This window comes from Methylobacterium nonmethylotrophicum, from assembly GCF_004745635.1.
Lineage (GTDB): Bacteria > Pseudomonadota > Alphaproteobacteria > Rhizobiales > Beijerinckiaceae > Methylobacterium > Methylobacterium nonmethylotrophicum.
Genome location: NZ_SRLB01000019.1, coordinates 1 through 11,958, shown reverse-complemented (window position 1 = coordinate 11,958; position 11,958 = coordinate 1). Strand labels below are relative to the sequence as shown.

The window sequence follows — 11,958 nt, the reverse complement described above, 5'->3', positions numbered from 1 at the left end:
GAGGAGCGCGCGATGACGACGAGAACGGCCCTGGTTCTGGGAGCGACGGGCGGGGTGGGCGGCGCGGTGGCCCGGCGCCTGATGGCGGAGGGATGGACGGTGCGGGCGATGCACCGCGACCCCGAGCGGGTGCGGCGGGCCGAGGACGGGCTCGCCTGGGTGCGGGGCGACGCGATGGTGGCGGCCGACGTGGCCGCCGCCGCCGCCGGGGCCTCGCTCCTCGTCCACGCGGTCAACCCGCCCGGCTACCGCGACTGGGACCGGCTGGTGCTGCCGATGCTCGACGCCTCGATCGAGGCCGCCCGGGCCGCCGACGCCCGCCTGCTGCTCCCCGGCAACGTCTACGTCTACGGCCGCGACGCCGGACCGAACCCGGGCGCCGACGCCCCCCAGACGCCCCGGACCGCGAAGGGCCGCATCCGCATCGCCATGGAGGCGCGCCTGCGGGAGTCCGGCCTGCGCAGCCTCGTCGTGCGGGCGGGCGACTTCTTCGGGCCGCGCACCACGGGCAATTCCTGGTTCTCCGCCGGGCTGGTGCGCCCGGGCCGTCCGGTCCGCACCGTGCTCGCCCCGGGCGCGCCGGGCATCGGCCACCAATGGGCCTACCTGCCCGACGTCGCCGAGACGATGGTGCGCCTGGCCGCCCGCGAGGCGGAGCTGCCGCGTTTCGCCGCCTTCAACATGGACGGGCACTGGGATCCGGACGGCCGGCAGATGATCGCCGCCATCGCCCGCGCGGTCGGCCGCGAGGTCCGGGTGCGCCGCTTCCCCTGGGGCCTGCTGCCGCTGGCCGCCCCGTTCTGGCCGCTCGCCCGGGAGATCCGCGAGATGCGCTACCTCTGGCAGGAGCCCCTGCGGATGAGCAATGCCGAGCTGGTCGGGTTCCTCGGGGCCGAGCCGCGCACGCCCCTCGACCGGGCGGTCCGGGAGACGCTGGCGGGGCTGGGGTGCCTCCCGCCCGGCCCGGGCTCCGTGGAGGAGGCCCGCGGCCTCTCGCCCCGCCCGGCCGCGATGGTCACGGATCGCTCCTAACCGAGGCGGCCATTCTCGCCGGTCCGGTTGATCCGGCAAAGCGCTGCGCCGCGATCCCGGTCCGTGCGCGCGGGCCCCGCTCCGCACCGGAGTCCGGGTCGCACCCCGGTCCGATCCCGTGCAGGATGGTGCGCGAACGGGAGAGGCGCGCCGGGATGGGATCGCTCAGGCTACGGTTCGGGCTGCTCGTCGGGAGCGCGGCCGCCCTCGTGGTGCTGGCGGCGGCCGGCCTCTACGGGGCGCTGCACGCCGCCGAGCGCACCCTCGACGCGACACTGAACGCCCAGGTGCGGCTGGAGCTGATCGCCGAGCTGTCCGGACGCCTGACCGAGTTCGGCCTCGCCGCCGTCGAGGCGGTAGGCGACAATCCGGGCCGGCCGGAGCGGCTGGTCAATGCCCGCAACGAGGTCGATCGGGCCCTCAACGCCGTCGATGACGGCCTGAGCCGGGCGGTCGCGGGGGCCGGCGGCGTCCTCGACCGCACGCAGTACACTGCCCGGGCCCGGCCGCTCGCCCGCCTGCGGGCGGCCCGCGCCATGCTCGACCGCCAGGTGGCGCAGATCCAGCGCGAGCCGGATCCCGCCCGGCGCGCCGACGCCATCCGGGGGGCGCTCAACGGCTTCGGGGCGGTGACGGGCCAGCCCCTCACCTTCCTGGTCGAGGCCGAGCGCCGGGCGGTCGAGGCCTCCTCGGCGGAGGTCCGGATGCTCGCGGGCCGCATGCGGGGCGTCGCCGCTGCGGCGGCCGTCGTGGTCGTGCTGCTCCTCATCCTCCTGCACCAGAGCCTGACCCGGCCGATCCTGCGGCGGATCGAGGCGATCCGGGCCGGGGCCGCCGCCATCGGCCGGGGCGAGCTCGACACCCGCTTAGCCGTGGCGAGCCGCGACGAACTCGGCCTCCTGGTGGCGAGCTTCAACCGCATGGCGGCGCGGCTCAAGCGCCGCGAGGCGCGGGTCGCCGCCGACCGGGCCGCGCTGGAGGAGATCGTCGACCGCGCCACCGCCGACCTGCGCGGGGCGAACGCCCGGCTCGAGGAGATCGACCGCTCGCGCCGGCGCTTCTTCGCCGATGTCAGCCACGAATTGCGCACGCCCCTCACGGTGATCCTGGGCGAGTGCGATCTCGCCGCCCGCTCCCCCGACACCCCGGCCGAATTCCGCCCCGTAATCGCCACCATCCGCAAGCGGGCCGTGCGGCTGCACCGCCGGGTCGGCGACATGCTGCGGGTCGCCCGCTCGGAATCCGGCCAGATCGAGCTGGAGCGCCGCCCGGTCGGCCTCGCGGCGATCCTCGCCGAGGCGGTGGAGAGCTGCGCGCCCGAGGCCGGGCGCCGCCGCATCGCCCTGGAGCTGGAGCCGAGCCAGGCGGATGCCGAGGTGCTGGCCGACGCCGAGTGGCTGCGCCAGATCGTCGAGGGGCTGATCGACAACGCGCTGCGCCACGCCGCCGGCGCCACCCGGGTGCGGGTCGGGTTCGTGCCGCGCGGCAGCGGCGCCACCGTCACGGTGGCGGATGACGGCCCGGGCTTCCCGCCGCAGGCCGAGGCCCTGTTCGAGCGGTTCCGCCGCGGCGGCTCCGCCGGCCCGGGCCACAGCCCGGCATCGGGCCATAGCCCGGCACCGGGCCATAGCCCGGCCTCGGGGTTCGGGATCGGGCTCGCTCTGGCGCGCTGGGTCGTTGAGCGCCATGATGGGGCGATCCGCCTGGAATCGGGCGGGCCAGGAATCCAAGAAGGCGGTGCCCGGGTCGTCCTGGAGCTGCCCGGCGACGAGACCAGGGAGGATGCGGCGTGAGCCAGCGACCGGACGCGGCGGGGCGCGCATGACCAGCGTGCTCATCGTCGAGGACGACGGCGACATCCGCGCCATGCTGGCCCGGGGCCTGTCCGCCGAGGGCTTCGCCGTCGACCTCGCGGGTGGCGTCGACGAGGCGCTCGCGGCGGCCCGCGAGCGGGTGCCCGAGGCGGTGCTCCTCGACAACATGCTGCCGGACGGCTCGGGCCACGACGTCTGCCGCTCGTTGCGCGAGGGCGGCTATCCGGGGGCGATCCTTTTCTTAAGCGCCAAGGACGAGGTCGGGGACCGGGTCGACGGCCTCGCGGTCGGGGCCGACGACTACATCGTCAAGCCGTTCGTGTTCGACGAACTGCTCGCGCGCCTGCGCACCCACCTGCAGCGCCGCCGGGTCACCGGCGAGGCCCGCACCCTGGTGAGCGCCGGGCGCCTCTCCCTCGACCTCGCCACCCGGCAGGTCCGGTTCGGCGAGGTCACCGCCCGCCTGACCCAGCGCGAGGCCGAGCTGCTGGCGATCCTGATGGAGCAGGCAGGCCGCCCGGTCACCCGAGGTGACATCTTCGACCGGCTCTGGGCCAGCCAGGGCGGCCTCTCCCTCAACGTGGTCGACGTCTATGTCGGCTACCTGCGCACCAAGCTCGCCGATATCGGCCGGACCGGCGGACCGAGCCTCGTCACCGTGCGCGGCCGCGGCTTCATGCTCGACCTGCACGAGGCCGGATTCCGCCAGTGACGAAATTATTTTGGGCGCGATCGACCTGGTCTAAATCCCCAAGAATCCTGCACAATAAGACCGGCATGAGAAGGACCGCCCCCGCCCGCCCCGGAAGAGCGGCAAAATAGCGCTTGCGCTCTGGGCCCCGATTGCCGATATATCCCGGGGTGACGGAAAACACTGTCATCTCAATGTCTTAGGATCCTCTTAGAGGATTCTGCCGCTCAGGAGAAACGCCATGAAGTGGTCGCTGCCCGTCGTCGCCGAGGTCTGTGTCGGCATGGAAGTCACCAGCTACGAGTCGGCCGAGATCGATCCCTTCAACTAAGGGCTCGCCCGGTTCGCGCCTCCGGCGGTCGCCGCCGGATGGCGCTCGGCATGGACCGATCAGAATTCCGGCCTCCACATTCGCTCATCAACGAGCCGGACCGTCCGCCGAAGTCGAAGGAGGAACGCCATGAAGAAGAATGCTGCCTGGTCGCTGCCCGTCGTCGCCGAGATCTGCGTCGGCATGGAAGTCACCGCGTACGAATCGGCCGAGGTCGATCCGTTCAACTGACGGGTTCGGCAAGACCCGCGTAAACCGCACCGGGACGGACCATGCAGGCCATCGTTCTGGGTTCCGGCGCGGGCGGGGGCGTCCCGCAATGGAACTGCCGTTGCCCGATCTGCGCCATGGCCCGGGCGGGCGACCGCCGGGTCCTGGCCCGCACCCAGTCGAGCCTCGCCGTCTCCGCCGACGGTGACCAGTGGCTCCTGGTGAACGCCTCGCCGGACATCCGTCAGCAGCTCTTCGACACGCCCGCCCTGCACCCGCGCGAGGGCCTGCGCCACTCGCCGATCCGGGCGGTGCTGCTCACCAACGGCGACGTCGATCACGTCGCGGGCCTGCTCACCCTGCGCGAGGGCCAGCCCTTCCGACTCCACGCCACCCGCGGCATCCTCGACTCGATCGCCGCCAACCGCGTCTTCGACGTGATGGCGCCGGGCGTGGTCGAGCGGAGCGAGATCGCGCTCAACGAGAGCTTCTCGCCGGTGCCGGGCCTGACGGTCACGCTGTTCCCGGTGCCCGGCAAGGTGCCGCTCTGGCTCGAGGACGGCACGCCGGAGATCGGCGCCGAGACCGAGACCACGGTCGGCGCGATGATCGAGGCCGGGGCGAAGCGCCTCGCCTACGTGCCGGGCTGCGCCCGGGTCACCGAGGGCCTGAAGAGCCGGATTGCCGGGGTCGATGCGCTCCTGTTCGACGGCACCGTGCTCGCCGACGACGACATGATCCGCGCCGGCGTCGGTACCAAGACCGGCTGGCGCATGGGCCACGTGCCGATGACCGGCGACGGTGGCTCCGTGGCGGCGCTCGCCGCGGTGCCGGTCGGCCGGCGGGTCTTCGTCCACATCAACAACACCAACCCGGTCCTGGTCGAGGGCTCGGAGGAGCGCCGCGGCATCGAGGCGGAAGGGTGGACGGTGGCGCATGACGGGCTGGCGCTGAGCCTGTGAGCGGCCGTTTGACCCGTCCTTGCAGACAATGAGCAGATAAAGAAAAGACGCGGGATCCCCTCTCCCGTGTGGGAGAGGGGTAGGGGTGAGGGTGACACGCTTCAGCAAGATGCCTGAACCGTCCCGCTGCCAGCACCATGCTCAGTGGTTCACACTGAAGCGCGCCACCCTCACCCCTAGCCCCTCTCCCACACGGGAGAGGGGAATTGCGCTTTACCTTTGGAGTTTGGCGATCGCCCACGGCGATCAGGAGGGCAGCCCCGCCCCGGGCACTTTGGTCGCCCTTGACCGCCCCTCCCGGGGGGGCAATCTCCCGGCCACGGGTCAGTCGCCAACGAAGAAACCGGAACGCCAGGACGCCATGACCGCCGCCATGACCGCCTCCGCCATGCCCCTCCCCCCGGCCGAGCCCGCCGGCCGCCTGCTCTCCCCGGCCGAGCTCGAGGCGGCGCTCCGCGACATCGGCGCGCGGCGCTACCACAACCTGCACCCGTTCCACCGCCTGCTGCACGACGGCAAGCTCGACAAGGATCAGGTCAGGGCCTGGGCGCTCAACCGCTACTACTACCAGGCGATGATCCCGGTGAAGGACGCCACGCTGCTGGCGCGCCTGCCGGATGCGAGCCTTCGGCGGATCTGGCGCCAGCGCATCGTCGATCATGACGGCGACCACGAGGGCGACGGCGGCATCGAGCGCTGGCTCAAGCTCGCCGAGGGCGTCGGCTTCGACCGGGACTACGTGCTGTCGACGAAGGGCATCCTGGCGGCGACGCGCTTCTCGGTCGAGGCCTACGTGCATTTCGTCGCCGAGCGCTCGCTGCTCGAGGCCATCGCCTCCTCGCTCACCGAGATGTTCTCGCCGACCATCATCTCCGAGCGCGTCTCCGGGATGCTGAAGAACTACGACTTCATCACCCGCGAGACCCTGGCCTATTTCGACAAGCGCCTGACCCAGGCGCCCCGCGACGCGGATTTCGCCCTCGACTACGTCAAGCGCCACGCCACCACGCCGGAGCTGCAGGCCCAGGCCCTCGACGCGCTGCGCTTCAAGTGCAGCGTGCTGTGGACCCAGCTCGACGCGCTCTACTTCGCCTATGTGGCGCCCGCGATGGTCCCGCCGGATGCCTGGCGGCCCGGGGAAGGTCTGCGGGCGGACGTCGCCGCCGCCGGAGAGGCCGCATGAGCCTGACCCCCGACAGCGTGCCGCGCCTGCCGCGCGGGGTGCGGATGCGCGTCGATGCGGTGCGCAACGCTCACGTGCTGCTGGCGCCCGAGCGCACCTTCGACCTCGACCAGAACGCCGTCGCGGTGCTGAGCCTCGTCGACGGGACGCGCAGCATCCGGGCCATCGCCGAGGCGCTGGCGCAGCAATACGAGACCGACCGCGGCGTCATCGAGCCCGACGTCATCACCATGCTGGACGGCCTGCTGCTCAAGCGCGTGCTCGAGACCGTGCCGGCGGCGTGAGCTCCGGGAGAGACTCGCCGGGAGAGACACTCATGAACGCCGTCGCGCCCAATCCCCTGCCGGCCCCGATCGGGCTCCTCGCCGAGCTGACGCATCGCTGCCCGCTGCGCTGCCCCTATTGCTCGAACCCGCTCGAACTCGACCGGCGCTCGGCCGAGCTCGACACCGCCACCTGGCAGCGGGTGCTCGCCGAGGCGGCGGCGCTCGGCGTGCTGCACGTCCACCTGTCGGGCGGCGAGCCGACGGCGCGGCAGGACATCGTCGAGATCACCCGCACCTGCGCCGAGCTCGGCCTCTACTCGAACCTGATCACCTCCGGGGTGGCGGGGGCGCTCGACAAGCTCGACGCCCTCTCCGACGTCGGGCTCGACCACGTGCAGCTCTCGGTCCAGGCGGCGGAGGCCGCCAATGCCGAGCGCATCGGCGGCCTGAAGAACGCGCAGCCCCAGAAATTCGCCTTCGCCGAGCGGGTGACGGCCCTCGGCCTGCCGCTGACGCTCAACGCCGTGATCCACCGCGGCAACATCGCCGAGGTGCCGGCGCTGATCGACCTGGCGGTCCGCCTCGGCGCCAAGCGGCTGGAGGTCGCCCACACCCAGTATTACGGCTGGGCCTACGTCAACCGCGCCGCCCTGATGCCCGCCAAGCCCGATGTCGACCGCTCGATCCGCATCGTCGAGGAGGCGCGCGAGCGGCTGAAAGGTCAGCTCGTCATCGACCTCGTGGTGCCGGACTACTACGCGAAGTACCCCAAGGCCTGCGCCGGCGGCTGGGGCCGGCGGCTGATGAACGTCACCCCGGCCGGCAAGGTGCTGCCCTGCCACGCGGCCGAGACGATTCCCGGCCTCGAGTTCTGGTCCGTGCAGGACCGGTCGCTGGCGGAGATCTGGGCGCGGTCGCCGGCCTTCCAGGCCTATCGCGGCACGGCCTGGATGCAGGAGCCCTGCCGCTCCTGCGACCGGCGCGAGAAGGATTGGGGCGGCTGCCGCTGCCAGGCCCTGGCGCTCGCCGGCGACGCTGCCGCCACCGACCCGGCCTGCTCGCTCTCCCCCCTCCACGGCAAGGTCCAGGCCCTGGCCATCGCCGAATCGGCGCTGGAGACCGCGCCCGACTACCAGTACCGCACCATCGGCGGCGCGCCGCGCGTCGCCGTTCCCGAGGGAGCGCCCGTGTGAGACGCCTGATCCTGCTCGCCACGGTCGCCGCCGTCCTCGCCGGCCCCGCGCCGGCGCAGGAGGCGCCGCCGAACGCCACCGCCCTGCTGTTCGAGACCAACCAGCTCGCCAACGCCCCGGCCGGCCAGGCCCTCACCTACCGCTACACCCGCTTCAGCGGCATCGAGGGTGCGCCGTTCGGGCCGCCGGTCGAGGACCGCATCCGCGAGGTGGTGGCGCCGGGCGCCAGCCCCCAGACCCGCAACCTCAAGGTCGAGATGTTTTCCGGCGAGCGACGGATGCCGACCGCGACCTACGAGGACGTGCCGGGCAACCCGGTGCTGGTGCGCTTCCTCGAGCACCACCTCGACGATCTCGCCCGGGTGCTCAAGGGCAATCCGCGCTACATCAAGAACGCCATCCGCCGCGCCCTGCGCGAGAGCGCGAGCGTGACCGCGACCGAGGTCACGGTCGACGGGGCCAAGCGGCCGGGGTGGCGCGTGGTGGCGCGGCCCCTCGTCGACGATCCGGTCCGCGACCGCCTGCGCGGCTTCGACAGCCTGACCTACACCGTCGTGGTCTCAGATTCCGTGCCCGGCCAGATCGTTTCGATCGACGTGCGGGCGACGAGCCCCGAAGGCGGATCCCTGCTCCAGGAAACCCTGACCTATGAACCGAACGCGGGCTGAGGCGCTCCTCGCAGGCGCCCTTGCGGGCGCTCTCCTCCTGGCGGCGGTCCCGACCCCCGCCCGGGCCGACGACAACGACTACCCGACCGAGGCGCGGGCCGATTACGTCTTCGGCTGCATGGCGGCCAACGGTCAGACCCGCGAGGCGCTGACGAAGTGCGCCTGCTCGATCGACGCCATCGCGGCGATCCTGCCCTACGACAAGTATGTCCAGGCCTCGACCATCCTCGGCATGCGCCAGGGCATCGGCCAGCGCGCCAACGGCTTCCGCTCGACCAAGGTCTTCGACGACAAGGTGGCGGAGCTGCGCCGTGCCCAGGCCGAGGCGGAGATCCGCTGCTACCGGCCGACCGCCAACTGAGGCGGGGCGGCGCTCAAGACGCCGCGCCCGGAACCGCGCGGCGCGGTGCCGATTGCCCGCAGGGCGGGATCGGAGGCCGACGATGAGCGAACGGTCGGAGGAGAGCGGTTCGGGAACCAGCGAGCGCGTGCTGGTGGCCGGGGCGACCGGCGGGCTCGGCCTGCGCATCGTCCGGGCGCTCGCCGCGCGCGGCGCTTCCGTCCGGGTGCTGGTCCGGCCCGGGACCCCGCTCGACCGCATCGACCCGCTGCGGCGGCTCGGCGCCGAGGTCGTTCGGGTCGACCTCCTGCACGCCGCGACGGTGACGACGGCCTGCTCCGACGTCGCCTGCGTGGTCTCGGCCCTCAACGGCCTCGCCGACACGATCCTCGACGCCCAGACCGTGCTGCTCGACGCGGCGGCGGCGGCGGGGGTGCCGCGCTTCATACCCTCCGACTTCGCCCTCGACTTCACCCGGACCGCGCCCGGCCGCAACCGCAACCTGGACCTGCGCCGCGACTTCCACGCCCACCTCGACCGGGCGCCGCTCCGCGCGACCTCGGTGCTCAACGGCGCCTTCATGGACATGCTCACCGGCACGATGCCGCTGATCCAGTTCGGCCTGCGCCGCGTCCTCTGCTTCGGCGATCCCGACCAGCCCCTCGATGTCACGGCGATGGACGACGTCGCCGCCTACACGGGGCGCGCCGCCCTCGACCCGCAGGCGCCCCGGATCCTGCGCATCGCCGGCGCGGTCACCTCGGCCAGCGATCTGGCGCGGACGGCGTCCGAGGTCACGGGCGAGCCCTTCACGGTCCTGCGCCTCGGCGGCCCGGGCCTCCTCACCCCGGTGATCGCGGCGGCCCGCATCCTCGCGCCCGGGCGGGGCCAGGTCTTTCCGGTCTGGCAGGGCCTGCAATACTGGCGCGACATGGTCGAGGGACGGGGCAAGCTCGAGCCCCTCGACAACGACCGGTATCCGGGACTGCATTGGACCGGGGTGCGGGAGGTGCTCGGGCGTCGCTGAGAGCGGATCGCGAGCGGCCCGGTCGTGCCGAATCAGCCGCGATGGAGACCGGGGCCGCGTGGCTCCAGCCGTCCCGCGCCGCCTCAGGCGTTCTTGAGAGTTATCCTAGCGGCCATTACATAAATGGGGCGGCAGCCTGGTCAAACTGTTCTGTGGCGATGACGACAAAATCAGCGCGTCCCCGCGGCCGTCCCCGCCGCTTCGACCCCGACCAGGCCGTCGGCACCGCTCAGCGCCTGTTCCACGCCCGCGGCTACGACGCCGTCAGCGTCGCCGACCTGACCGAGGCGCTCGGCATCAACCCTCCGAGCTTCTACGCCGCCTTCGGCAGCAAGGCCGGGCTCTACGCCCGCATCCTCCGCCGCTACACCGACGCCGAGGGCGTCCCCCTGGCCGAGATCCTGCGCCCCGGCCGTCCGGTGGCGGAGGCCCTCGCCGCCGTGCTGGAGGAGGCCGCCCGCCGCTACGGTGCCGATCCGGCCGCGGCCGGGTGCCTCGCCATCGAGGGGGCGCGCTGCAATGACCCGGAGGCGCGGGAGGCCGCCCGGGCCCTCACGGGGGCGGCCGAGGACACGATCCGGTGCTTCGTCGCCGCCACGCACCCGGCCGCGGCCGGCGGCCTGGCCGACTATGTCGTGACCGTGATGACCGGCCTCTCCGCGATGGCCCGCCAAGGTCACGACCGGGACCGGCTCCTCGCCACGGCGCGCTTCGCCAGCCTCATCCTGCCGCAGGCGCTGTCCGCCTCTGCGTCGCGATGAGCGCGCGGAGCGCGGCCGGCCCCGCCGGTTGCGGCCCTGCCCGCGGGCCGGCACTCTGGGCGCCTGTAATCGGCGGGGATGCGCGATGAAGCGGCTCATCGGACTGGCGCTGGCGGCGGGGCTCCTCGCCCGCCCGGCGATGGCGGACGACCTCTCCCTCTGGTCGCTCTACGACCGGACGCTCCGGTCGGCGCAATACATCGACCTCACCCACGCCTTCGCGCCGGTGCAGCCGGTCTGGCCGGGTTTCGCCGGTGCCCGCTTCAAGCCGGCCCGGGCCGGCCGCACCCTCGAGGGCTTCGCGCGTGAGGGCGACGTCTTCACCTACGAGACCCATGGCTTCGTCGCCACCGCCTACGACCTGCCGACCGACCAGTACGGCACCCAGCTCGATCCGCCGGCGCATTGGAACCCCCGCGGCGCCACGATCAGCGACCTGCCGGCGACCTACACCCTGCGGCCGCTCGCGGTGATCGACATCTCCCCGCAGGTCGCCAAGGACGAGGGCTACCATCTCCAGGTCGCCGACATCGCGGCCTGGGAGGCGAAGCATGGCCGCGTCCCGGCCGGCGCCGTGGTGATGGTGCGCTCCGACTGGTCGAAGCGCTGGGGCGATCCCGAGCGGTTCCGGCAGAAGCCCTTTCCCGGCGTGAGCCTCGCGGCGCTCCAGTTCCTGCATCTCGAGCGCAAGATCCTGTTCCACGGCCACGAGCCCCTCGACACCGACACGACCCCGACCCTCGAGGGCGAGGCCTGGCTGATGCACAACAACTTCGCGCAGGCCGAGGGTGTCGCCAATCTCGATCAGGTGCCGGAGGCCGGGGCGCTCGTCGCCATCGGCTTCGCCAAGCCCCTCGGCGGCACCGGGGGCTATGCCCGCTACGTCGCCATCGCGCCGGCGGGTTGGCCGCACGGCGTCAGCGTCGAGGCGGTGCCCGGCGCGCCTCTCCCGCTCCAGCCCGCTCCCCTGCGGCGCGACGCCGACGGGGTGATGCGTCCGACGGGGCCGTGACCATGGACAGCCGCCTCTCTCCCGCGGCGTTCCGGCTCTTCCAGGAGGGCCGGCCCGACGAGGAACGCTGGGAACTGATCGATGGGATGCCCGTCATGATGACGCCGCCGCTGATCGATCACAACCGGATCGCCAGCAACCTCGAGCGCCTGCTGAACGATGCCCTGGAGCGGCACGACCCAGACCGCGAGGCGGTGCAGCGCCCGGGCCTCGAACTCGGCCTCAGCCCCGCCGTGCTGGCGGGTCTCGGCTTCGCCGGCGCCTACCGGCCGGAGCCGGATGTGGCGGTGATCGATTACGACCCGGTACCCGGTCGCCGCTTCGTCGACCGGGCCTACCTGCTGGCCGAAGTGGTGTCGGGCACCGACGTCGTCCGTGAAGAAATCGCTCAGGCGGCTTGGCTGCTTGGCGGGTCGGATCTGACCATGCGGAGTGCGGCGGCGAGCAGGAGAGACAGCAAAAGCCTGA

At 72.8% G+C, this 11,958-nt stretch carries 15 protein-coding genes; all 15 read left to right on the top strand.

What is annotated here, in order from left to right; all coding sequences use genetic code 11:
• The first annotated feature begins 12 nt into the window (after positions 1 to 12).
• A complete protein-coding gene (locus EU555_RS23265) occupies positions 13 to 1,032 on the top strand; it encodes an NAD(P)H-binding protein (RefSeq protein ID WP_135417608.1) in 1,020 nt (339 codons plus the stop codon).
• 155 nt (positions 1,033 to 1,187) lie between these two features.
• Complete coding sequence (locus EU555_RS23260) at positions 1,188 to 2,825, top strand: sensor histidine kinase (protein WP_135417607.1); 1,638 nt, start codon at positions 1,188 to 1,190, stop codon at positions 2,823 to 2,825.
• 28 nt (positions 2,826 to 2,853) lie between these two features.
• Entirely contained in the window at positions 2,854 to 3,558 is a 705-nt protein-coding gene (locus tag EU555_RS23255) for a response regulator transcription factor (RefSeq protein ID WP_135417606.1), read from the top strand.
• 220 nt (positions 3,559 to 3,778) lie between these two features.
• A complete protein-coding gene (gene pqqA, locus EU555_RS23250; RefSeq protein ID WP_048442745.1) occupies positions 3,779 to 3,868 on the top strand; it encodes a pyrroloquinoline quinone precursor peptide PqqA in 90 nt (29 codons plus the stop codon).
• 129 nt (positions 3,869 to 3,997) lie between these two features.
• A complete protein-coding gene (gene pqqA, locus EU555_RS23245) occupies positions 3,998 to 4,099 on the top strand; it encodes a pyrroloquinoline quinone precursor peptide PqqA (protein WP_135417605.1) in 102 nt (33 codons plus the stop codon).
• 41 nt (positions 4,100 to 4,140) lie between these two features.
• On the top strand, positions 4,141 to 5,040 hold the full coding sequence (gene pqqB / locus EU555_RS23240; RefSeq protein ID WP_135417604.1) for a pyrroloquinoline quinone biosynthesis protein PqqB: 900 nt from the start codon (positions 4,141 to 4,143) through the stop codon (positions 5,038 to 5,040).
• A 361-nt stretch (positions 5,041 to 5,401) separates the two neighbouring features.
• Entirely contained in the window at positions 5,402 to 6,223 is an 822-nt protein-coding gene (gene pqqC, locus EU555_RS23235) for a pyrroloquinoline-quinone synthase PqqC (RefSeq protein ID WP_483466646.1), read from the top strand.
• Entirely contained in the window at positions 6,220 to 6,507 is a 288-nt protein-coding gene (gene pqqD, locus EU555_RS37820) for a pyrroloquinoline quinone biosynthesis peptide chaperone PqqD (protein WP_135417603.1), read from the top strand. Before pqqC ends, pqqD begins: the two co-directional genes overlap by 4 nt.
• 32 nt (positions 6,508 to 6,539) lie before the next feature.
• On the top strand, positions 6,540 to 7,682 hold the full coding sequence (pqqE, locus tag EU555_RS23225) for a pyrroloquinoline quinone biosynthesis protein PqqE (protein WP_135417602.1): 1,143 nt from the start codon (positions 6,540 to 6,542) through the stop codon (positions 7,680 to 7,682).
• On the top strand, positions 7,679 to 8,350 hold the full coding sequence (locus EU555_RS23220) for a hypothetical protein (RefSeq protein ID WP_135417601.1): 672 nt from the start codon (positions 7,679 to 7,681) through the stop codon (positions 8,348 to 8,350). Before pqqE ends, EU555_RS23220 begins: the two co-directional genes overlap by 4 nt.
• Positions 8,331 to 8,711 carry a hypothetical protein gene (locus EU555_RS23215; RefSeq protein WP_135417600.1) on the top strand — a complete coding sequence of 127 codons (381 nt, stop codon included), beginning with the start codon at positions 8,331 to 8,333 and terminating at the stop codon, positions 8,709 to 8,711. Before EU555_RS23220 ends, EU555_RS23215 begins: the two co-directional genes overlap by 20 nt.
• Before the next feature lie 82 nt (positions 8,712 to 8,793).
• Positions 8,794 to 9,717, top strand: coding sequence for an NmrA family NAD(P)-binding protein (locus EU555_RS23210; protein ID WP_135417599.1), 924 nt, complete (start codon positions 8,794 to 8,796; stop codon positions 9,715 to 9,717).
• A 158-nt stretch (positions 9,718 to 9,875) separates the two neighbouring features.
• Positions 9,876 to 10,478, top strand: coding sequence for a TetR/AcrR family transcriptional regulator (locus EU555_RS23205; RefSeq protein ID WP_135417598.1), 603 nt, complete (start codon positions 9,876 to 9,878; stop codon positions 10,476 to 10,478).
• An 85-nt stretch (positions 10,479 to 10,563) separates the two neighbouring features.
• The gene (locus tag EU555_RS23200) at positions 10,564 to 11,490 is read left to right on the top strand and encodes a cyclase family protein (protein ID WP_135417597.1); all 927 of its coding nucleotides are present in this window, start codon (positions 10,564 to 10,566) and stop codon (positions 11,488 to 11,490) included.
• A gap of 2 nt (positions 11,491 to 11,492) precedes the next feature.
• Positions 11,493 to 11,958: Uma2 family endonuclease (locus EU555_RS23195; protein ID WP_205820987.1), on the top strand; the 466-nt coding region annotated here is incomplete at its 3' end.